The 20225-nt window shown below is 69.4% G+C and carries 21 protein-coding genes; 6 read left to right on the top strand and 15 right to left on the bottom strand.

All coding sequences use genetic code 11. The features are described 5' to 3' along the window. Positions 1 to 14 precede the first annotated feature (14 nt). The 6 genes from ACH4PU_RS31285 to ACH4PU_RS31260 form a co-directional block, all read right to left on the bottom strand. Positions 15 to 416, bottom strand: a complete 402-nt coding sequence (locus ACH4PU_RS31285; RefSeq protein WP_398279615.1) for a winged helix-turn-helix domain-containing protein — start codon at positions 414 to 416, stop codon at positions 15 to 17. Further along, entirely contained in the window at positions 413 to 1204 is a 792-nt protein-coding gene (locus ACH4PU_RS31280; protein ID WP_398279611.1) for a DciA family protein, read from the bottom strand. The genes ACH4PU_RS31285 and ACH4PU_RS31280 overlap by 4 nt, the downstream gene beginning before the upstream one ends. After that, entirely contained in the window at positions 1201 to 2568 is a 1368-nt protein-coding gene (locus tag ACH4PU_RS31275; RefSeq protein WP_398279608.1) for a winged helix-turn-helix domain-containing protein, read from the bottom strand. Before ACH4PU_RS31275 ends, ACH4PU_RS31280 begins: the two co-directional genes overlap by 4 nt. 115 nt (positions 2569 to 2683) lie before the next feature. Beyond that, positions 2684 to 3016: a hypothetical protein gene (locus tag ACH4PU_RS31270; RefSeq protein ID WP_398279605.1), complete on the bottom strand. Its 333-nt coding sequence runs from the start codon at positions 3014 to 3016 to the stop codon at positions 2684 to 2686. After that, entirely contained in the window at positions 3013 to 3852 is an 840-nt protein-coding gene (locus tag ACH4PU_RS31265) for a sortase (protein ID WP_398279602.1), read from the bottom strand. Before ACH4PU_RS31265 ends, ACH4PU_RS31270 begins: the two co-directional genes overlap by 4 nt. A gap of 145 nt (positions 3853 to 3997) precedes the next feature. After that, a complete protein-coding gene (locus ACH4PU_RS31260; protein ID WP_398279599.1) occupies positions 3998 to 5266 on the bottom strand; it encodes a collagen binding domain-containing protein in 1269 nt (422 codons plus the stop codon). 266 nt (positions 5267 to 5532) lie between these two features. On the opposite strand from ACH4PU_RS31260, the gene ACH4PU_RS31255 reads away from it, so the two are divergent. Beyond that, on the top strand, positions 5533 to 6423 hold the full coding sequence (locus ACH4PU_RS31255) for a helix-turn-helix transcriptional regulator (RefSeq protein WP_398279596.1): 891 nt from the start codon (positions 5533 to 5535) through the stop codon (positions 6421 to 6423). 29 nt (positions 6424 to 6452) lie between these two features. Here the strand turns inward: ACH4PU_RS31255 and ACH4PU_RS31250 are convergent, their stop codons facing one another. From ACH4PU_RS31250 to ACH4PU_RS31240, 3 genes are read right to left on the bottom strand one after another with little or no spacing between them, the layout of a single operon-like run. Continuing rightward, positions 6453 to 7646: an amidohydrolase family protein gene (locus ACH4PU_RS31250; protein ID WP_398279593.1), complete on the bottom strand. Its 1194-nt coding sequence runs from the start codon at positions 7644 to 7646 to the stop codon at positions 6453 to 6455. A gap of 32 nt (positions 7647 to 7678) precedes the next feature. Next, positions 7679 to 8848 carry an MAB_1171c family putative transporter gene (locus ACH4PU_RS31245; protein ID WP_398279590.1) on the bottom strand — a complete coding sequence of 390 codons (1170 nt, stop codon included), beginning with the start codon at positions 8846 to 8848 and terminating at the stop codon, positions 7679 to 7681. Positions 8849 to 8851: 3 nt separating this feature from the next. Further along, positions 8852 to 9514 (bottom strand): hypothetical protein, encoded by a 663-nt coding sequence (locus ACH4PU_RS31240; protein ID WP_398279587.1) that lies wholly within the window; start codon positions 9512 to 9514, stop codon positions 8852 to 8854. A gap of 334 nt (positions 9515 to 9848) precedes the next feature. Between ACH4PU_RS31240 and ACH4PU_RS31235 the strand changes: the two genes are divergently transcribed. The 5 genes from ACH4PU_RS31235 to ACH4PU_RS31215 all read left to right on the top strand — a co-directional run bounded on the left by ACH4PU_RS31235 (position 9849) and on the right by ACH4PU_RS31215 (position 14500). Continuing rightward, positions 9849 to 10391 (top strand): XRE family transcriptional regulator, encoded by a 543-nt coding sequence (locus tag ACH4PU_RS31235; protein WP_398279584.1) that lies wholly within the window; start codon positions 9849 to 9851, stop codon positions 10389 to 10391. Positions 10392 to 10626: 235 nt separating this feature from the next. Then, positions 10627 to 11238 carry a hypothetical protein gene (locus ACH4PU_RS31230; protein ID WP_398279581.1) on the top strand — a complete coding sequence of 204 codons (612 nt, stop codon included), beginning with the start codon at positions 10627 to 10629 and terminating at the stop codon, positions 11236 to 11238. Between the two features lies 1 nt (position 11239). Further along, positions 11240 to 12403 carry an MAB_1171c family putative transporter gene (locus ACH4PU_RS31225; RefSeq protein WP_398279578.1) on the top strand — a complete coding sequence of 388 codons (1164 nt, stop codon included), beginning with the start codon at positions 11240 to 11242 and terminating at the stop codon, positions 12401 to 12403. Continuing rightward, complete coding sequence (locus tag ACH4PU_RS31220; RefSeq protein ID WP_398279575.1) at positions 12400 to 13047, top strand: phosphatase PAP2 family protein; 648 nt, start codon at positions 12400 to 12402, stop codon at positions 13045 to 13047. The genes ACH4PU_RS31225 and ACH4PU_RS31220 overlap by 4 nt, the downstream gene beginning before the upstream one ends. Before the next feature lie 1039 nt (positions 13048 to 14086). Then, positions 14087 to 14500 (top strand): pyridoxamine 5'-phosphate oxidase family protein, encoded by a 414-nt coding sequence (locus tag ACH4PU_RS31215; RefSeq protein WP_398279572.1) that lies wholly within the window; start codon positions 14087 to 14089, stop codon positions 14498 to 14500. Positions 14501 to 14656: 156 nt separating this feature from the next. On the opposite strand, the gene ACH4PU_RS31210 is transcribed toward ACH4PU_RS31215, so the two are convergent. The 6 genes from ACH4PU_RS31210 to ACH4PU_RS31185 all read right to left on the bottom strand — a co-directional run bounded on the left by ACH4PU_RS31210 (position 14657) and on the right by ACH4PU_RS31185 (position 20214). Further along, positions 14657 to 16090, bottom strand: coding sequence for an NAD(P)/FAD-dependent oxidoreductase (locus ACH4PU_RS31210; protein WP_398279569.1), 1434 nt, complete (start codon positions 16088 to 16090; stop codon positions 14657 to 14659). A 22-nt stretch (positions 16091 to 16112) separates the two neighbouring features. After that, positions 16113 to 17291 carry an MAB_1171c family putative transporter gene (locus ACH4PU_RS31205; RefSeq protein ID WP_398279566.1) on the bottom strand — a complete coding sequence of 393 codons (1179 nt, stop codon included), beginning with the start codon at positions 17289 to 17291 and terminating at the stop codon, positions 16113 to 16115. After that, entirely contained in the window at positions 17288 to 17833 is a 546-nt protein-coding gene (locus tag ACH4PU_RS31200) for a toxin-antitoxin system, toxin component (protein WP_398279563.1), read from the bottom strand. Before ACH4PU_RS31200 ends, ACH4PU_RS31205 begins: the two co-directional genes overlap by 4 nt. 208 nt (positions 17834 to 18041) lie before the next feature. Continuing rightward, positions 18042 to 18461, bottom strand: coding sequence for a hypothetical protein (locus tag ACH4PU_RS31195; protein WP_398279560.1), 420 nt, complete (start codon positions 18459 to 18461; stop codon positions 18042 to 18044). A 541-nt stretch (positions 18462 to 19002) separates the two neighbouring features. Continuing rightward, a complete protein-coding gene (locus ACH4PU_RS31190) occupies positions 19003 to 19767 on the bottom strand; it encodes a hypothetical protein (protein ID WP_398279557.1) in 765 nt (254 codons plus the stop codon). Then, entirely contained in the window at positions 19768 to 20214 is a 447-nt protein-coding gene (locus tag ACH4PU_RS31185) for a hypothetical protein (RefSeq protein WP_398279554.1), read from the bottom strand. Positions 20215 to 20225: the final 11 nt, after the last annotated feature.

Below are 20225 nucleotides of genomic sequence, written 5' to 3'. Positions count from 1 at the left end.
TGCGCCGTTCCTGCTCATGCGGCCGCGCTTTCCGCAGGCGGGCATTGCGGGACACCGGCCAGACGGCGGAGGAGGGCAAGTTCCGCGTACAGGGCGTCCAGGGCCTCGTCGTTGATCGTCGAGGCCGTGTAGCGGACTGCCGCGAATTCCCCGTAGGTCACAGGGGTGTTGGGAGTGTGCGGGCTGGGGGTGGTGCGCACGAAGGTGCCGCGTCCTGGCTCCGTGGCGAGGAGGCCCTCGTCGCGCAGCAGCCGGATGGCAGCGCGGGCCGTGGCGCGGGCGACCTTGTGCTGGCGGGCGAGCTGACGTTCGGAGGGGCAGCGGGTGCCGGGGCCCAGTCGGCCGGCGGTGATGTCGTCCCGGAGGGCGGCGGCGATCTTCTGGTAGGGCGGGATGCCACGGGAGGAACTGCTCATGGGGTGCACTCCTGGATCGGGCGGTCCTGGTCGGGTGTGGTGACGGTGCGCTGGGCCCGCTCGCGCCGGGCGCGTTCCAGGGCCCGGGCTCGGCTGTCGTCCGTACGGCGTGTGGGCTGCTGCTGACGCGCCAGGGCACGGGCGAAGTCCTCGGCCGGTTCATGCATGATCCGGCTGCGGTTCTGTCGTTCGATGGCTGCTGCGATGGCGGCGTCGACGGTGCGCTGCGGCCGGTGGGCCCGGTGTGCGGCGACCGCTGCGCGGTAGCCGGGCGGAGTGATGCCGCCGGAGACGGAAGAAGGGGCGGCCGGCTCCGGGTGGGAAAGGCCGGCCGCGGTCGGCGCCGGGCGGTGGGGCCGCGTGCCGGGGGCCAGGTCGCGGATCTGGCGGACGGCTGTGGTCATTTTGCGGATTTCGGCCAGGAGGCGGGGCGCCAGAAGGCGGATCTGGGTGCCCCAGGCCGCGGAGTCGGGTAGGAGGTCGAGCCGTCCGGATTCCAAGTCAAAGTGGACGGCGGTGACGTGGGCGGCGAGATGGGGCCCGGCGATGAGCGGCCACTGGTCGAGTACCGAGCCGCCTTCGACCGGGACATCCCAGGCGCGGGCGGCGACCAGGCCCTCCAGGGCAGCGCCGAGGCCGACCGGGTCACGGCCGTCGGCACGGCGGCCGTGCCGGCGGGGGTGCGGCTGGGCTCGGCGTGCCATGGCGCCGTTCTTCTTGGCGTTCTCACGGGCGGCCTTCAGCGCAACGCGGGCCATGTCGATGCCCGAGGGCTGTGGTGCGTTCACCGGCCGACTCCCACTGTCAGGTGGCCGCTGGCGCCGGCCAGGCGCAGCGCTCGGGCGACGAGTTCGGGGCCGTAGAACGCCTCGGCCGCTTCGCGGCCCATGATGTCGACCGCCGAGGTAACAAGGCCTGGCTCCCCGGACAGGAACGCCTGCTGGGCGGTCTGCCGGTGCGTGGTGCGCTCGTCGTCGGTCAGCTCAAGCGTGCTCGTCTGCTCGGGCTGCTCGGCCGGGATACTGCCGTGGCGGACGGAGCCGATGGCCTGGCGGACGAGGCGGGCGACGGCGCCGCCGCGCGGTGCCTGCCAGACGCCCTCCCACTCGACGTGCCGGTCGATCTCCGCCTGGCGGGAGTCGCGCCACCAGGCGACCAGGTTCGCGCGCTTGGCGGGGGTGTCGTAGAGCAGGTGCGCGCCCAGCAGGCGGCGGGCGAGGAACCCCGAGGGGCGGCGGACGGTACGGGCGGGGGCCTGCAGGCCGAGGACGGCCATGACCTCGGCCACGGTCCATCCGGCGTCGGAGACGTCCTTGAGGATCCACGCGATGCGGGGCACGGAGGCGCGGTGGAGCCAGGGCACCTGTCGGATCAGCTCGGCGGCAAGCCGGTACCGGCGGCCAACAGCGTTCAGCCGTCGCGGCGTTCCGGTCTTCTTCGGGAGGGTGATGTGGTCCTTGCCCGCTTCGAGCTTGCTCTCAGAGGGAGACGTAGGACTACCCGCAGAGGAAGAACCAGAAGCACTACCCCCCATTGGGGTGCAACGGGTGGGGCTGTTGGGACGGGCTGGGAACCTCTTGGCGGACTCGGCGCGGCGTGGGCGGCGCAAGGCCCGCTTGGCCATCTTGGCCAGGCGCTTCATCAGGGGCCGCCCCTTGTCGCCGATGCCGCATACACGGCGGATGTACTGCTCGGAGTCATCGGTGCGCAGGTGCAGGGCGGCGTCGACGACGGGGGGGATGGTGCACACGAACTCCGAGGCACGGCGGCCGGCTCCGCGCACCCGGGTGCCCTTGGTGCGGTAGGTGAGCAGGCCGGTCTCCCTGAGGATCGCCAGGTGGTACTGGACGGTGCGCTCGGAGAGCCGCAGAACGCGGGAGAGATAGGCGACGCCGGGGCGGCAGGGGCTGAGCCGGGCCAGTTCCACGGCGACGCGCACGGTGGTCTCGCCGACACGGCGGGGGCCGTGGGTGCGGCCGGTGGTGTAGGTGCTGTCGAGGTGGAACCAGTAGACGGCCTGCATCCAGCTGTAGCCGTCGGTGGCGATGCGTCCCGAGGTGGTGGTCAGCCACTGCCGCACGGCAGGAAGGTGCAGCGGCACGTCGACACCGGCCATGGGCAGGGCGGGGGAGGCGAGCGGTTCGCGGGGCACGGGAGTCCGTTTCCGGGTAGCGCGAAGTAGGCCCGTGGCGCAGTGCAAGCGAACGGGCCTCGAGGGCGGAATGAGAGGGAGACGCACCACCGGCCGGGGGCGGCCGGTGGATGGGTCAGAGGAGCGCGAGTTGCTCCGGTTCCCTCAGTGCCATCGGCTGGACAGCAGCGGTGACGTGGTGGCCCTCGGCGGTCCGAGGGGTGGGGCGCGGTTGCGGACGGCGGCAGACGTTGCGCGGCCGGGGCGGGTTCTTGGAGTCCTCTTCGACCAGCTGGGCCAAGCGATGCACGCGGTGGGCGGACAGGCCGGTGCGGCGTACGACCCGGCTCTCTGGCATGCGCTGGACGAGCAGTTCCATGGCGGCGAGCTCGGCGCGGGCGATGTCGCCGTCGTAGTTCGGCCAGGATGCGGCCGGTTTGATGCGGGTCCGCGTGGGTTGGGTGGTCATCGCACACCTCCTCGTGCGGCGATCAGGTCGGCTTCGATGACCACGCGCTTGCTGTGTCCGGTGGCGGGCCAGCAGGTGACGATGGTCATCTTCTTCTGGGTGGCCACTTGGTCGGGGTGGCCGGGCACCGGCGCGGTGACGTTGACGTCGGTCGGCGCAACGGTGCTGATCTTGGTGACGGCGTACACGAACGTGGTGCGGTTCGCGGTGGTGACGCGGATCTCAGAGCCGGTCTTGAGATTGTCGATGTTCCTGAAGGCTGGGTCGCTTACCCCGCTGCGGTGGCCGGCGACCGCGAAGTTGCCGGTGTCCCCGGGTTGTTGCGAGTAGGGGAAGTGGCCGATGCCGGCCTTGAGCTGACGGTCACCCACGCCTTCGTAGACCGGCTGCGCCCAGTCGGCGCCGAGAGCGGGGATGCGCACAACGTCCTGGATCTGACCGCCGCCGCCCGGGGTGTCGCTGCGGCCCACGGCGTGCTGGCCGCCCTCGGCGGCAGGGTGAGGGTTGGTTTCGCGCCAGCTCTGGAGGGCCTTGCCGGCTTCCGCGTGTGCGGTGCCGGTGCGGTCCGGCTCTGTGGCCATCGGGTTCGGGGCCGGGCTGCTGCTCGCGGGTCCTGCGGCGGCGCTCAAGCGGGCGCTGGGGCTGGTGCCCGGTGCGGTGGAGTGCGGCGCGGCGGGCTTGGTCTCGGCGGCCCGGTCGCTGCCGGGCCACAGGGCGGCGGTCAGTCCTGTGGCAATGGTGACGGCGATCCCGGCTCCGATGAGGGCGTTGCGGCGGGTGTGCCGAGCGGGGCGGGAGAGGGGAGGGATGTCGGCGGGGCGGGAGTTTTCGGGCATGGGGCATCCGTCCGGCGAGGGGGAGGCCGAGTGATGTCGGCGAGAGCCGGGGCGGCGGCGGGGCAGGGACACGCTGGGGGCTGGTCCGCTGCCCCGCCGCTGGCACTTCCGGCGACGTGGCGTGAAGTCGCCTTGGGGGGGAGGGTCAGGCGCCGGTCTTCGGCAGCTCGGTGATCGGGACCGGGGTCGGCTTGGGGGCCGGCCGCTGGGGGATCTTGGCGTCGGTGACCGTCACCTCGGCGGTCTTGCCGTCCGTGACCGTCACGGCCTGGTCGGCGGCGAGCTGGTAGCCGTTGACCGCTTTGACTTCGTGAATGGTGTAGCGGCCCGAGGGCAGTGCGGTTGCCTGCCACCGGCCGTCGGCGTCGGTCGTCCCGGTGGCGACAGCCTTGCCTGAGGCGTCCTTGACCTCGAAGGCGACGCCGGACAGGGCCTTGCCGGTGTCCTCGGCGGTCTTGCTGACCTTGATGTTTCCGGAGGGCTTTTCGACCTTGACGCTGGTCTGGCCCTCGGCACTGGAGTGGCCGCCGGCGATCAGCATCCGCTGGGCCTTGGCGTTGTGCGGTGCCACCACGCGCAGTGCGGTACCGGGCAGGGAGGCGGTCTTGGCCTTGATGGTGGCCGTGCCGTCCTTCGGTGCTGCCAGGGTGGTGGTGGCGGTGCCGTTCGCGCCGGTGGTGACCTCGGTCGTTGTGGTGGAAGGTCCGGCGGTGGTGAGGGCGAGCTTGATGCCGGGGACCTTGGCGCCTGAGGCCGCGGTCACGTCGACGGTGAGGCCGATCTCCGTACCGGGCTTGGCGCTCGTCTCGGACGGCCTGATGTTGACTTTGTACGGGCCGGCAAGCCGCTTTGACTCGTCGATGTAGGCCAGGGCCTTGGTCTTGGCGGCCGGGGCGACGCCGGGGGCCGTCAGGCGCTGCACGGCGCGCTTGCCGTCGGGCAGCGCGTAGGCGGAGTCGGCGTCGAGGAGACTGTACAAGGCGGCGTCGACGGCGGCGGCCTGGGCGTCTTCGCCGGTCTGCCCGTAGCGCGAGACGACGTAGGCGGCGCGCGCGATGTTTTCGGTGCTGGCCTGTTTGCCGGTGGTCTTCGAGGTCCACACGCCGCTTTCGCGTACGGGGCCGTAGCCGCCGGAGGCCTCCGGGCCCGCCAAAGTGGGGTCTGCGCAGTACGCGAGGCCTTCGACACCCGGCAGCGTCTTGCCCGGCGGCCCGTAGGCGCCGATGTGCGACATGGCCGCATGGCCGTCGGTGTCGGGGATCAGGTAGCCCGGCCCCCATTTGTCCGCAGCGTGCGCAGCCGGCGCCAGCATGATGCCCGTACCCACCGCCATCGCCGCCACAGCAACAGCAGGACGACGAAACCATTGGCCGGACCCGGACTGGGAAGTTCCCGCCGGTGATGCCAAACTCATCTCTTGTCTCCTATGGGGACGTGAGCCGGACCCGGCCATCACAGGGTTTCTCAGGCCGACGTGCGGCCGGGTCCGGCGGCTCCGCACCCTTCTTCAGGATGCGTAGTACACAGGCGGAACGAGCGCGAAGATCCGCCCCCGCGGTGTAGAAGTTCACCACGCTCGTTCATCGGATGCAAGCTATCCTCATACGGGCAAGCGATCAAGTCGCTAAAGTGCATCCTGCCCCCCGCGCCGTAAGCAGTTCTGCAGTCCTGGAGCCTTCGATGCCCACTCGCCACTTCGATGGAAACCGCATCCGCGTTCTACGCGTGGAAGCGCGGCTCAAGCAATCCGATGTGGCAAGGGCCGTCGGGGTCTCCGATGCCGCCATCGGGCGGTGGGAGAACGGCAAAGTGCTTCCCGACCCGGAGAAGCTGCCGGCGCTGGCCAAGGCCCTCGGCTACGACCTGGACCTCCTCTTCCCGTTGGACGGTCCTCCGGATCTCGCCACTTTGCGGGCCAATGTCGGGTTGTACCAGGCGGACACCAAGCACATCACCAAGACCCGCAGTGCCGGCCCGGTCGCGTACGCGGAACGAGGCAAGGCCCGGTTGTCCGCTCAATTCGTCGAGCCGCTGGCCGCCGCGTACGGGGTGACGGTCGAGGAACTTCTGGCAGCACAGGAGCGGTCGTTCGGCAACGAGGTGCCAGAGGAACGGCAGCAGGCAGCCCCAGCCACTCTGTCAGAGAAGATCAACAGCCGGTTGAGGGACCGAGTCCCGCCCCTGACCGACTCGGAGATCGCCGCGGGCATCAACGAGTACGCCGGCGCGCAGGTCATCACCGAGGCCGGCGTGCGCGCCCTGCGTGAGGGCAAGCAGGCCTCTGCGCCGCTGGTCGTCCGTGAGGGCCTGGCCGCGGTCTTGGGGACCGAGCGTCCCTACTTCCAGAGCAAGGAGAGTGTGGTCAGGGACCTGGCCGCAAGCCTGAAGTATCTCGCGGACAGCGAGAACGACGGCAAGTACCTCGCGGACAACGAGGACGAGGGCTTTCGCGTGCAGGCAGCCCGCGGCCTTGACACCCCAGGCCTGTCCCCGGAGGTGCTCGCCATCGTCAGCAAGGCGGTCGGCGAGGTCCGTGAGATCCGATCGGCACGACGCCGGCCCAATGCCTAGAGTGGGCCGGCGTCGTTCATGGTGAAGGCTTACGCCTCAGCCGCTGGATACTGCCGGCCGGCGGCGAAGACAGCGGCGACCTTGCGCAGGGCGTCGAGGTCCATCAGCGGGTCGCCGTCGACGACCAGCAGATCAGCGCGGTAGCCGGCTGTGAGCTCGCCCGCACGGTCGCCGATTCCCAGCGCCCGCGCCGCCTCGCTGGTGGCCATGGCGATGATGCGCCGGCGCGAAAGCCCCAGGTGCTCGTAGCACTCCAGACTGGAGACGAGCCCGTCGAACCCGGCCCGCTGCACCCCGGCATCGGTTCCCGCGATCAGCCGCACACCTGCCTGCGCCATCTGCCGGACCCCGTCGAACATCGCCTCGGCCCGGCCGGCGAACTGAGGCACCTGCGTCAGCATCCTCCAGCCGGGACTGATCGTCGGGCAGACCGCGATGTCTTTCTCCACGATCCGGGCAACCACGTCACGCCGGAGCTCGACGCCGCCGCCAGGCACCATCCACGTGCAGTGCTCCAGGGTGTTGACACCGACGTCCACCGCGTCGGCGATGCCGTCAGCCCCGTGCGCGTGTGCGGCCACCGGCAGCCCGGCCCGCCGGGCTTCGTCGACGACCACGGCCAAATCCTGCGCAGTGAACTGGCTCTCCCACGTTGGAGTGCTGTTCTTCGTCAGGCCACCACCGGTCTCCATGACCTTGATGACCTTCGCGCCGGCTGCCGCGTTACGCCGCACGAGGCTGCGGATCTCCTCCTCGCCGGCCGCCTCACCGCCCAGGAACCAGCAGTGCCCCTTCGGAGAGGTGACAGGGATGCCTGCGGAGATGATCCGCGGCCCGGGCACTGAGCCGGCCTCGACTTCGCCCGCGAGCCGCAGCGCCAGGTGGTTGCGATCACCGAGGTCGCGCACCGTGGTGACGCCGATGCCCAAGAGTTGCTTGGCCCTGCCCTTCATGTCGTTCAGCAGGGCGTCGTCGTCGCGGCTGTGCAGGGCGCCGACCGGATCGACGCTGCTGTCGAAGCACAGGTGGACGTGCGCGTCTATCAGCCCCGGAAGCACGGTGGAGCCAGGGAAAGCCAGCCGTGCATCGCCCGGCTGCGCTAGGGGCTCCACCTCGGCCCGCGGGCCGATGGCGACGATCGTGTCCCCCGAGACCAGGATGGCGCCGTCGGTGAGGTACGCCCCGTCGGCTCCCGCGAGGATCCGGTCGGCAGTGATCAGCATTGTTCGACTCTCCTTGGTTTGCCGGTGGAAGATCAGGACCCGGCTGTCACACGGGACGCACGCGGCGTGCGAAGGGCTGCCCCGCGCAGCGCTTTTGACAGCTCGACCAATTGCTGCACATCGGCGTCTCTTCCGTCCTGCAGCGGCATGGCCAGGGCGACGGCAGGCCGCGGCGCAGCCGCGGCGTCCCTGCGGCTCCCGCCGTCCCCCAGACGTTCGGCGATCACGGCCTGGGCGGCTTCCGTCAGCCGCCCGGCCAGCACCGCGGCGTCCGAGGACCGGTCCTCGCCGAGGTAGGGGCTGATCCGCACCAGGCCATCGCGTATTTCGACGAACCGTCGCTCATAGCGGCGGTGGACCCCGCGTACGCACCAGCTGTCCCAGCGCAATGGTTCACGATCCAGGACGATCTCGGGGTACGCCTCGGACAGCAGCTGCCACAGCGGTGCGAGTTGACGGTATTGGCGGCGGTGGCGCAGCCAGATTCCGATGGCTGTGGCACGTGCTCGCACGCTGGGGTAGGTGATGCCGGTGGAGAAGGACAGGACGGAGCCCACGAGGAGGAAGGCCACGGTGACCACAAGCGGCTGGGGTATGGTCCCGCCCTGCCAGCGGATGAGCACGAAGACCGCGCGGATCGCGCAGGCGGCTGCCATGCCGGACATGCCAGCCGCCGCCATCCACAATCCGGTCGAATACGGACAGTCGGTTTTGCAGGCGTACTTGCGGGTCCACCAGGCGGCGGCGGCCAGGGCGTAGAGCAGGTAGAGGCCGGCCAGTTCGTAGAAGGCGGCCAGCGGAGTGACAGTCATGTCCGCGGTCGCGTAACTGCCGGCGAACACCCGGTCAGGGGCGCTCGCGCCCAGAGCGATCGCGGCCGCGATGACCAGGAGGACGAGGAGGCCCTCCCGTCGGGCCCGGCGCTGCCCGGAGGCCCGGTCGGCCGCGGAGTACAGGTAGAAGCACATGAGGAAGTACGCGGCGGCCAGCAGCAGCACGTTTTGGCCGATCTTCGCCCATCCATGGCCGGCGACGGTTTCCACGCCGGATGCCCCGCCGGGCATCACCAGCAAGTAGGAGGAGCAGGCGCACAGCAGACACAGCGCGACGGACCGCAGGGCGCGGTTCTTCGGCGCGCGTGAGAGCTGGTAGAGCTTCCACAGTGTGGCCATGACCAGCGGCATGAGGAACAGGAACGCCATGGGCTACAGCCACCCCCGGTGGTCACCGAGAGCGGCTTGGACGTGGCGGACCGAGGGGTCTGCGGAAGGGGGCGGGGTCACGCGGTCGAGCACTAGGGCCCACTCCAAAATGATGGTCGCAACGAGTTCTGCATCGCATTCCTGCTGGTTGTCGTACGAACAGCGCTTGAAGACCTTGCGGACATCGCCCGGCTCGACGCCGGGAACCGGGCTCGGCAGCTCGGTTTCGTCACTGTCATGGTCGGCCAGCATGTGGCCCACCTCGTGCAGGATGATGTGATCTTGATGGAGACGGGTGGTCTCCTGCTGGTAAAGAATGATGTCGGCTTCGGGGGTCTCCACCAACAGCCCCAGTGGTCCTGGTTTAGGCAGGGGCGCCGGCTGCAGCTCGATGTCACGGTCCCATCGCCTGCCCAGCGCGCGGCACAGCGCCTCGACGTCCAGCGGAGGTTGGATCTCCAGCTCCCGCAGTTCCTGCCGAAGACGCCGCTCCAGTTCGCGTACGCCAGGACGCGAACGCCTGGCGCGCCAGCGGCGCTTGCCCATGGCCACCGGCTGCTGCGCGGCGGCGCCGATCGGGTGGGGCGTGGGGGTGAAGTCGGCAGAGCGCGCAAAGGGCAAGGCGGATTCCGTCCCGTCCTCCAGGCGTAGCCGGTTCCACCACATGGGGGCCGTCCTCACTGCTGCACGCGCGCAGCTGCTCACCGTCGCATGGAGGCAGGACTGGCCGGTACCGGCCAGTCCTGCCTATTCCCCCGGGCCTATCTTCGCCGACTTGCCCGCCGTCCTTCTGGCGAGACATGCTGGCTCGCGTTTGGGATGATCGTCCTGTCAACAAGATGGCTTGGCCAAGAACATACGGCGATCACGCCCCGTGCTGTCAAGCTGACAGGATGTTGGCCTCACCACGAGGCCATTCGTCCTGTTGACCGGATGAGAGATATGATTCAGGCATCAACCACGTCAACCGCCTGCACGGCGAGGAGCAAGGACTGCTGCGATGGGTGACGAAGCCCCCGCCGAGCAGGGGACGATCGCCCGCAAGCTCGCGTTCCTGATCAGCACGGTGCATCCGTCCGGCCGCGGCCCCTACTCCTACGCGGAACTCGAGCGTCTGATCAAGCAGCAGGCCGGCGCAGACGGCCCGACCGTCTCCGGCAGCGCGATCCAGGCCATCGCTACCGGGCGCGTCTCCAACCCCGGCATCCAGGCGCTCAAGGCCCTGGCCAAGTTCTTCGGCGTCCCGGTGGGCTACTTCGTCGACGACGAGACCCACGAGGACAAGGAACGCGCCCGGAAGTTGGAGGAGCGGCTGCGGGAGCTGCGAGCAGAGCTTGACCGCGCCCAGGCCGCCGCCGAGCTCGCGCAGGTCCTCGAGGACGCCCAAGCCCGCGCCATCGCCGCCCGCCTGGGCGGACTGTCGGCGAAGACTCTTCAGGGCATCAAGCTCATGGTCGAAAGTGCCCGTCAGGTCGAGGGGCTGCCCGCGGCAGAGGAAGACATCGAGGGGACCAAACGCTGGCAGCGGCGGCGACGCGCCTGACGTGCTCTACGGCGCCCGGAATCACCGGGCGCTGCCAATTAGTCACCCCTGGATCTGTTCTGTCAGACCTGCCGCTTAGTCTGTGACGACACAGGCAACGGTCCAAGGGCCATGGGTCCTTTGGCCCTGTTCGGACGGAGCGACGAGGCAAGGGAAGCTGATGAGGTGGTGGAGGCGCCCCCGTAACCCCTGTTCCGCCGTCGCTGACGCCCTGGCGATTCCGCAGCCTTTCCACTTGGAGAGCTTCTGCCGGTCGATCGCGCAGCAGCGCGGCCGTCCCCTGCTCCTGTTGCCCCTCGACGGCCCGCCACACCCGGATATGCCCTGCGGCATCTGGATCGGCCTCGACGCGGCCGATCTCGTTTTCTACGAGGCCACCGCCGCGGACTTCCTGCGCGTGCACATCGTCCTGCACGAGATCTCCCACATGCTCCTCGGCCACACCGCCCCGGATTTCGAGGTCGCCGAGGACGCCTCGGAGGAGGAACTGGCCGCCGCAGGTGAGCACTTCCAAAAGCTCTTGGACCGCACCACCGCTTCTGTCGCCGGGCACGAGACGCCCGAGCTGCCCCTGGCGGAGATCATGCGTACCGAGGCAGCCCGCGTACGGACCGCCGTCACGGCAAGAAAGAGCGTCGACGACGAGCTCGGCCTGTCCACCGACCGGCTCCTGGCCCTGATGGGCCGCAGCAAGTTCGACTCCCGCCAAGAGCATGACGCAGAGACCCTCGCCACCCTCATCCTGGCCCGGGCCAGCCGTACCGAGGCTCGCTCCAGCTCCGGCGAGGCAGCCGACCGTCTTGCACGACTGCACGATGCCTTCGGGCGCCCCAACACCAGGTCCTGATGTGAGAACCCTTGAAACTGCCGTCCTCGCGATGCTCTGGATGGTCACCCTCTGGCGTGCGCCATCAGCCTTCCGCACCCCCATGGCGCGGTCCCTGTGGGTGGCCTTCGCCAGCGTCACCATATCCATGACCCTGCGCAGGCCCGAGGTCCTGCACGCTTTCGACAACACCGTCGGCACCCACAGCGCCGGAACGCTCCTCAAGCACATCCTGGGTACAGTCGGAGCGGCAGCTGTCCTGGACTTCGTGATCACCATCGCACGGCCGGAAGCCGCCCGCGGTATCAGGCCCCGCCACTGCCTGGCCCTGGCCTCCATAGCCGCGATGACCGCCGCCTTCACATGCATCGACCGCTCCACGGAGGTCGATGACCTGTACATCGCCACGGCAGGAACGCTCTGGGGCACCGTGTACTACTCGGTCTTCCAAACGTATCTCGGCGTCGCGATGGGCGTCGCCGGATACCTGTTCCTCAGCTCCGGCCGCCACGCAGCCCAGCGCTGGCTGCGAGTGAGCCTGCGCCTTCTGGGCGCCGGCACGGCGATAGGCATCGTCTACTCGCTGGTGCGGATCGGCTATTTGGTCCTGCGCCTGACCGGCCTCACCGGTACCGCCACGATCCGCCTGGCCGACACAGCCTCCAACCTCAGCCGCTCCACGGCAATCGGGCTGATCCTCATCGGCAGTTCCTTCCCCGCTGTCGGCCTCGCCTGGCGCCAGATCCACTACTACCGGACGCTGCGGACCCTGCGACCGCTGTGGGAAGCTCTGACCACCGCCGCCCCCGGGCTCGTGCTGCGCACCTCGCTACTCCGCAGCCCTCGGATGCGCCTGCACCGCGTCATGATCGAGATTCATGACGCCGGCCTCGCCCTCGCCCCCTACGCCCCTGGCGATCTGAAGGAGCGCTCCCGCAAGGCGGCCGAAGCGTGGGGACACCGCGGCGTCGAGCTGGACGCCGCAACCAAGGCCCTGTGGCTGCGCGCCGCCGCCCAGGCCAAGGCCGCCGGCGCTGCCCCCTCCACCGCGGCCGCGGCCTCCGGCGAACAGGAAAGCCACGACTTGGACCTGGACGGCGAAGTCGCCTTCCTCACCACCGTGGCCTTGGTCTACCACTCCCCCAATGCCGACACCTTCCTCCGCACCTGCCAGGAGCCCGCATGACCAGCATCCCCGGCGCCACCCGGGTCACCGAATCCCGGATGGCCCGCCTGGCCACCGACGGCCTGGACCCGAAGAACTGGATCCTCGCCGACGTCATCGCCGTCGGCTGGAACGCCGACCGCCTGACCGGCATCGGCTGGGGGCTGCTCGGCGGCCTTTTTGCCGCGGTCATACCGATCCTCTTCATCAACTTCGGCATACGCCGCGGCCGCTGGGCTGACCGCCACGTCGGCCAACGCCGGCAGCGCCTGATCGTCATGGCCTTCATCCTCGGCTCGGTCGTCTGCGGCATAACCCTTCTGACCACCCTGGGCGCGCCTCGCACAGTGATCGCGCTCATCGCGGCGATGCTCACCACCCTGGGGTCCCTGTTCGCCGTCACCGCCGGCACCAAGGACGACGGCCGCCGCCAGTACTTGGGCAGCTCCTGGCGCGGCAAGATCTCCGTCCACGCAGCCGTCGCCAGCGGGAGCGTCGTCATGCTGTCCTTGTGCTACGGACCCTGGGCCCTGCTCGCCTACCTCCTGGTCGGCATGGTGGGCTGGTCCCGTATCGAGCTGTATGACCACACCCGCGGGCAGGTCGCCGCCGGCGCCCTCCTCGGCGCCGTCGTCGCCGGGAGCACCTTCGTGTTCCTGCGGTAGAACCACTGCGGCGCTGCCCGCCTCGTTCCGACGGCTCCAGGACCTACGGGGCTTCCCGCAGGAGCGGAAGGACGCGTGCGGCGGGCAGCATGGAGAGGGCAGTGATGCTGTCGAATGGCGAGTCAAGGTTCACAGGGGCACGGCCGCGGCAGGTGGGACCGGCTGTACGCCTGGTTTCGGTGGCTCGGTCCGCTTCGCGCGATCTTCGGATGGGTGCGAGACGGCTCATCCCCTGATGCCTAAAGCCCCGGCCGATGTGGCCGGGACCCTGCGGAGAGAGAGGACCTCACCTGAACGCTTGGCCGGCAGAGGGTGGGGTCCTCTTTTCAACTGCCGACTCGACAAGTCTTAAGGGCCGACGGCACATAAGAGTACACATGCGATCCACCATGGGTGTCAACGGTGCTTGGCGGTCCAGCGGGCCTTGGGGCCGGAGGCTCCCCGGGGGTGAGGGTGCCCACAGTCTCGTGATCGGCGCGGACGAGGAGGGTGCCAGTGTGTCCGGGGTCGGGTTCGATGGTGATGTGGCGGCCGTCGATGATGCCGAGGTCGCGCAGGCCACTTGACGGGGCGCGGTCTGCGGCTTCGGGGCGGATGGACTGCCGGAGGGTGATGTAGCGGACCGGTGCGTCGGGATGCTCGGCGCCCGCCCGGTGCAACCGTTTGCGGGCGGCGGCATCGGGCCGTACCTCCTCGGCCTCCCACTGCCGTCGTCGCTCGCGCAGGAGCCGGACGGGGCCCGGCCGTCTTCCGCGCTCCCGTCCTGACCGGGACCGGTGTCCTGGGGCAGACTCAGGAGCAGGCGCTTGTCGTCGCGGTAGACGACCAGAGCGATGACGAACCGGTCGACCAGGTAGATCCCACGGCGCGGCTTGCCGGGCAGGCCGCGCTGCAACCGGGCGCCCACCTGCTCCTGAGGCCGCAAGCCCAGCCCAGAACTGGTGCTCGCCCGGCAGACCGACTGCTGATCACCCACCAGCCGAACCTTCGGCCAGCGCGCTCGGATCTCGATCGCTCCCAAGGCCGTTACCCTTCCCCGGTGGCCCTTGACATACATGACCCCAGCCCCGACCTGCTCAACTTTCTGCAGGAGTACAGCTTCTCGACCCTGACCACCATCCGCCCTACCGGAGCCCCACACAGCGTGATGGTCCGGGCGACCTACGACGTGAATTCCCGCAAGGTGCGGATCATCACCCGCAGGCAGAGCAGGAAAGTCGCCAACATCCAAAGCACGCCCGGCCCGGCCCGCGTCTCGGTGTTCCAGGCCGTCGGGCCGAAATGGGTCTCCTTCGAAGGCACCGCCGCCATCCTGACCGACGGCGGTGCGATCGACGATGCCGTGGCCCGCTACGGCGCGCGATTCGGCCGCACCCCCGGTCCCCACCCGGAACGCGTACTCATCGAGATCACCGTGGACCGCGCCATCGGCATGCTGGCCCTGCCGCAGTAACCGACAGCCCGCGACGGGCGCACAACCCCCGACGGTCTCCGTCAGATCCCAGTGGCGCCCCCGCGTACGGGCACGCCGCGGCCACGTCCGACATGCCGAGGGTGGCCGCGGTCGCCTGCCGGTTCTGCGCTGGCGCTACGGCCTGCATGCCAACTGTCAGGAGCGGGCTACGGTGTCCGAGCGTCCGTGGCGTTCGGCCGGCGCTTGCCCCGTCACCAATTTGACCTCCTCGCGGCTGAGGGGCGGCCCGTCGAGCGGACGGACGCGGGGGCCACGGAGCACTGCGATCAGGACTGCGGGGCTGGCCAGTGTCAGCAGCGGCGCGTTCAGCGTCATGACGTCAAGAAGGGCACGCGTGACCAGGGGGCGGGCCGTGGCGGTCCGCATGAGACGGTCCACATACCGGCCCAGCAGGTTGGCCGCCTTCCCAGGCCGTTTTCCGATCGCCCCCGGGTAAAGGATGTCCTGGCCGATGGCCAGGTCCCACGCCACCGCCACAGGACGCGCGACCGCCGTCTGGACTGTATGAGCCAGACGGGGTTCAGCCAGGTCGCACCGGCGCAGCGCGTCGCGCAGCGAGCGGACTCCCTGCGCGGCGACGGACATGCCATGCCCGTAGACGGGGTTGTACGTCGCCACCGCATCACCGATCACTACGAATCCGTCCGGCCAGGCATCGATCTTTTCGTAGAAGCGGCGCCGGTTGACCGTGCTGCGGGAGAGGGCCACATCGGTGAGAGGTTCGGCGTGGGAGATGAGCTCGCCTACGACGGGGTGCCGGACGGAGCGGGCGAAGGGCTCGAAGGCGTCAGCGTCCCGGGTCGGTTGCCCACCGCGCGTGCCGGACAGGGTGACCAGCCACCGACCGCCTTCGATCGGGACGATGGTCGCTGTCTGCCCCGGTTTGGGGTCGCGCGGGCGGGACTGGACGTTGATCACGGGGTAGTGCTCGGTCCCGGCAGGGGCACGGAAGATGCGCGTCGCGTAGGCGAGCCCTGAGTCCACCTCTTCCTCAGATGCCGCGGGGACGCCGAGCGCGGCGAGCCACTGCGGTGCGCAGGACCCCCGGCCGCTCGCGTCCACCACGAAGTCGGCCTCGAGCGTGCTCTCCGCGCCTTCCGCGCTGCGCACCCGTACGCCGGTGACACGCGCGGCCGTGCCCTGCAGCCCCAGCAGTTCGGTGCGCTGCAAAACCGTGACCGCCGAATCCTGCAGGACAGTGTCCCGGACCACCCAGTCGAGCAGGTCACGGCTGCAGGCCACCAGGTACTGCATCTCACCGAAACGCCGCAGCCACCCCTGGGCCGACATCGACACCAGCCCGGTGGGCAGGGGAATGCGGCGCGCTCCGTGGAGCACCCACTTCTCCAGCGTCCCCGGCAACAACTCTTCGATGGCACGGGCTCCGCCCGACCACAGCAAGTGGGCGTGCTGCGCCTGCGGCATGCCCTTGCGCAGCACCGGGCTGTCGGGCAGTACATCCCGCTCGACAACCGTGACCTGGGCAACCTCGGCCAGGACGGAGGCGGCCAGCATGCCGGCCAGCCCTCCGCCGATGACGACGGCCCGGCGTCCGCCGTGCTGTTCCATGCGAGCTACAGATTCGGGCATTTCAGGGCACTCTCTGATACGGCCGCTCGGTACGGCCTTCGTGAAGGGCAAGAGCACGGCACAACGACTGGGAGATGCACTCCAGTTCACTGGCCGTGAGGGGAGAGAAGGGCGCGGTGGGGGACGTGCGGTGGGGCACGCCGTGTGTGCCGTCGGCTTTGGTGCGCAGGGCAGCCGCAATAGCGCCGGCAGAGGCGACGGCTCGTGCCTGGGCCTCGTCGTCTCCGCGGGCGAGAGCCTCGCTGTACAGACGGGCACGCAGGTCGTGATCAAGGTGCGGGGCAAGGTTGAGCAGGCCGTCGTGGATGTCGGATGTCCGTCGCATGAGGTGGAGGTCGGCGGGGCTCCACCAAGGAATCCGTACGGTGACCGTTCCCCTGGTGTGCGGGGTGCGCAGCAGTCGCCATAGAGGTCCGAGCCGCCGGTAGGAGGCCCATACCTTCCAGCAGGTGGACAGGCGTTGCACCGCGGCGGGGAGCACGAAGCCCACCGCGCTGATCAACGCGCCGATCGAGGCCAGTGGCGGAGAGACGAAGGTACTCAGGAAGTCGGCGTTGTGTCCGGTCCACCGGGCGAAGACCGCCGCGAGTTTGGTGGCCGAGAAGCCGAGGTTGAACAGGTACCCGAAGACGATGGTGACCAGCCCCCAGCGGAGCCATCCGTTGACCTTCCGGGACCAGCGCCAGCACATGACGCACATCACCACGGCCGCGGCGGACGAGCCGACCAGGTACGAGACGATCATCTCGCGGATCCAGGGCGTACAGGCGTAGTAGGTATCCAGGTCGCGTAGACGCTCCACCGGAGCGTCGCCGAGCGCGAAGAAGACGTTCAAGGCGACGATGACCACGGCGTAGCCCGCCATCCATCGGCGTGCGGTACGCCGTACCACCTCCTGCGGGCCGCCCCGCCAGTGCAGGACCATCATCAGGCAGGCGGCGCCGTGTGCCATCAGCAAGCTGTAGACGAGCGGTCCGGACACATTGGCGATACCGGTGGCCCGGTTGACGGCGGCGATCGTGGGCGGCGCGGCGAACGCGAAGGTGGCGACCGCCAGGCCGATGACGAGACTGATCGACCGCACCAGCGGGTCGCGCCAGTTCCGCACGAGAGTGGGCACGCGAATGGCGAACGCGGCCGCCAGAGCAACGGCCGGTATGTAGTAGTCGGGGCCGGTCATGGGGCCCCTCTTGCGCTGGAGTAGTCCAGGGAGGTGCCGACACGGGCCGCCAGACCACTGCGCCCGCCCGAATCCGCCCACCCGGCCAGCCAGGGCCTGACGCGACTGGCCAGCAGCAGTCCGAACGATTCGGCCTCCTCCTCGTGGCATGCATCCGTCGTGTTGCGGCCCCGACTGCGTGCCGCCACCTGGCGGATGACCGGCTCAAGATCGGCGTCGCCGGCCAGCAGGCGAGCGGCCACGGTCTTGCCCTCCACATGCAGAGCGCGGTGCCCTGCGGCCATGTGCCAGATCTCGTGGCCCAGAATGACCAGTTGGTGGTCGGCCGCGGTGTTCTCCTCGACGAGGATGAGGTCCCGCTCGTCGAGTTCGACCCATAGCCCGCTGACGCTTCCCGGTGGGAAGGCCGTCATGCGCAGCTCACAGTCCCGGCCGCGCCGCGCCGCCATCAGGTCGCACAGCACGGTGCACAGCTCGTCGACCGTCGCGGGAACCTCCAGGTGGCGCATCCCCCCGATTAATCCGTCGACGAGTCGACGCATCTCCCTGTCTCCGAACACGGCTCTCCCCGTCAGCATCCTGCGGCATCGGGTCCTGCGCCCCCCTTGCGCGCCCCAGCCCCGTGGTCATCAGTAATGGACCAGTACCGCACAGTAGTACGCCCGACACCAGCCCCAGCGCATCCGGTAGGAGTGATCCTGGAAAAGTTGGTCACAGAAGGGCTGGAACAACGGTGAACACCGGCGCCGGTCATCGCTGGTGGCGCCAACCAGATGGCTCCCTGGGGGTGGCCGCGAGTTCAGTGAGCCGGTCCTGTGCACGCCAGGTTCTGCCGAGTGCGGCCAACCGCATGCCCTGTGCCTCCTCTTGGAGGAAGCGCAGGGGCGGCCGCCCGGCGTCGCTGTCGGCTACCACCGGTCCCTCGGACCAGCCGGCGAGTTCTCCGCGGACATACCGGCCGTAGTCGAAGTTCGGGTCTGCGCCACGGGATGCGGCTGCTGCCAAGCGGCCGAGCAGGGCTCTCATCAGCTCGCCCCCATGTGCAGCGTGGCTGATGCGCGCCACCTCGATCCACTCGCCCGCCGCCGCGCCCAGGCGCACGACGATCCGTGCCGGCGCGCCGGCGACGACGGTGTCCGCGGCGTCAGGTCCGGGGCCCCACAGGTCCACCTCGGCGATCAGGTCAGCGTGGATCAGCCGAGCGAAGCCATGCCGTCGCTGTCATGTGGTAACCCCCCTCTGCTTGTCGGAGGAGACCATAGGCCGAAGGCCCTGTGGAAAGTGCACGGCCATCGAGGGGCAGCTCCCGCCCCGCGGGTCACATGCATGGCGATTGCTTACCGTTCGCGGACCGAGTGGCCGGGGCTAGGTCGTCGTCCGGATTTCTGGGCGTGAGACGGAAGGCGCCGTCCCCTTTTTGGGCTGCGGAGAGAGGTCGTCCTGCCGTGCCCGCCAGCCCTTTGCTGTGTCCCCTTTGCCGCCGGGTGAGCGGCGGTAGCGCCGTCCGGAGGTTGGGGCCTTTCGGATGCTAGCTCGGTAGTAGCGCAGGCTAGAGGGGCTAGCGAGCTCTATAGATCCGCAGGTCAGACGGTCGTAGCCGCGAAGGGTAGCGGGTTGGTGGGACGTTCGCCCCGCAGGGGAGCGAGGCGGGTGCGCCTCCCCCTGCCGGGGGTGCGGTGAGGACTTTTCGAAGCCCTCACCCGCGGACTTCTCAGGAGCGCGAAAAGGGGCGCTTTATGAGGGCGATAGGACCCCTCACGTAAGGCGAGGAAGGGGTCTTTTCCGGGGATGGCGAGGGGGTCAGGTCTGGCACCATTTCCGGGGGGAGTTGCGGGCGTCGACCGAGGTGTTTGGTGAGGTCGTCGGCGTGGATTCCGAAGTAGTTCCGCCCCTGTACCGACATCTGCCTGCGCCAGGGAATTCCCAACCGGTCGCATGTCGTGCGGATATCGGGCTCTTTCCAGTCGGTGAGCATGTCGTGCTCGTGGAGGAGCTTCAGCAAGGCATCGGTGTGGATGCCCTTGCGTCCTTGCGTCACGGCGGCGGCGACGTTGTGCTCCACGAAGGCGCCGAACGCGGCGTCCGCCTCCTGCCGCTGCTCCCCCAGCAACATTTCATGATCGTTTAGCGGCGTGGGCTCGGCGCACTGCAGCGCCTCACCGCCCTCGCCCGCACGACACTCTCCTTCCCCCTCACACTCCCAGCCGTCCAGCCAGCCCTGGCGATGGATCACCCTCCCGGAGACCACCGCCCACGCCACCATCAGGCCCCACCATGCCCACATGAACCGCGACGTCAGGTGGGTGAGGAGATAGGCGGGCAGCAGCACGCAGACCAAAACGCGCCCCGCGGTGTAGGCGCGCTCCGCGGTGATCCACGCTGCGCTTGCCCTTGCCATGTGGACCTGCGCCCGGAGGAGGGCGTTGAGCAGCCGGCCGGTGCCCCGGAAGACGTTGAGGTCGTTGCGCAGGCTCATCTACGCCCCTTGGACCAGGCCGAGGGGCAAGGTGAGGACGGTGACGACGAAGTGCCAGATGGAGCCCTGTGCACTGTCCATGGCGGCGCCCAGCAGCAGACCGATGATGACGGACATCGGCGGGGCGAACTTGGCCAGCGCGGCCAGGACCAAGAGCAGCAGCGTCACGCCGGTCATACCGATGGAGCCGATGGAAGGCTCGGCTGCGAGGGACTGGTCTACCGAGGCGGCGGCCTGCCCGATGTCGTGGAACGGGCCGTCCGCACGGAGGAAGGCGAGTTCTCCGAAGACACCGATCATCTGAGCGGTACCGGCGGCAAGCTTCTTCTTGCCCTTGCCGATCACGGTCATGATCAGCACGGTGCCGACGATCACGGAGATGGCGGTAGCGGACAGGGGGCCGACGGCGTTGGCCAGCCCTCCGGCCGCCAGGGGTATTTCGGGCACGGTACTTCCTT

The sequence above is a fragment of the Streptomyces sp. NPDC021100 genome (assembly GCF_044333095.1).
Lineage (GTDB): Bacteria > Actinomycetota > Actinomycetes > Streptomycetales > Streptomycetaceae > Streptomyces.
The sequence above is the reverse complement of the archived record's forward strand: the minus strand, read 5'-3'. Positions and strand labels throughout refer to the sequence as shown.

Excerpts from the sequence above, each read along its gene's own strand:
- ACH4PU_RS31285 (WP_398279615.1), bottom strand. The coding sequence starts at position 416 with ATGAGCAGTTCCTCCCGTGGCATCCCGCCCTACCAGAAGATCGCCGCC.
- ACH4PU_RS31200 (WP_398279563.1), bottom strand. The coding sequence starts at position 17,833 with ATGCGTCGACTCGTCGACGGATTAATCGGGGGGATGCGCCACCTGGAG.
- ACH4PU_RS31270 (WP_398279605.1), bottom strand. The coding sequence starts at position 3,016 with ATGACCACCCAACCCACGCGGACCCGCATCAAACCGGCCGCATCCTGG.
- ACH4PU_RS31240 (WP_398279587.1), bottom strand. The coding sequence starts at position 9,514 with ATGTGGTGGAACCGGCTACGCCTGGAGGACGGGACGGAATCCGCCTTG.
- ACH4PU_RS31235 (WP_398279584.1), top strand. The coding sequence starts at position 9,849 with ATGGGTGACGAAGCCCCCGCCGAGCAGGGGACGATCGCCCGCAAGCTC.
- ACH4PU_RS31210 (WP_398279569.1), bottom strand. The coding sequence starts at position 16,090 with ATGGAACAGCACGGCGGACGCCGGGCCGTCGTCATCGGCGGAGGGCTG.
- ACH4PU_RS31190 (WP_398279557.1), bottom strand. The coding sequence starts at position 19,767 with ATGAGCCTGCGCAACGACCTCAACGTCTTCCGGGGCACCGGCCGGCTG.
- ACH4PU_RS31250 (WP_398279593.1), bottom strand. The coding sequence starts at position 7,646 with ATGCTGATCACTGCCGACCGGATCCTCGCGGGAGCCGACGGGGCGTAC.
- ACH4PU_RS31245 (WP_398279590.1), bottom strand. The coding sequence starts at position 8,848 with ATGGCGTTCCTGTTCCTCATGCCGCTGGTCATGGCCACACTGTGGAAG.
- ACH4PU_RS31255 (WP_398279596.1), top strand. The coding sequence starts at position 5,533 with ATGCCCACTCGCCACTTCGATGGAAACCGCATCCGCGTTCTACGCGTG.
- ACH4PU_RS31220 (WP_398279575.1), top strand. The coding sequence starts at position 12,400 with ATGACCAGCATCCCCGGCGCCACCCGGGTCACCGAATCCCGGATGGCC.
- ACH4PU_RS31260 (WP_398279599.1), bottom strand. The coding sequence starts at position 5,266 with ATGAGTTTGGCATCACCGGCGGGAACTTCCCAGTCCGGGTCCGGCCAA.
- ACH4PU_RS31205 (WP_398279566.1), bottom strand. The coding sequence starts at position 17,291 with ATGACCGGCCCCGACTACTACATACCGGCCGTTGCTCTGGCGGCCGCG.
- ACH4PU_RS31265 (WP_398279602.1), bottom strand. The coding sequence starts at position 3,852 with ATGCCCGAAAACTCCCGCCCCGCCGACATCCCTCCCCTCTCCCGCCCC.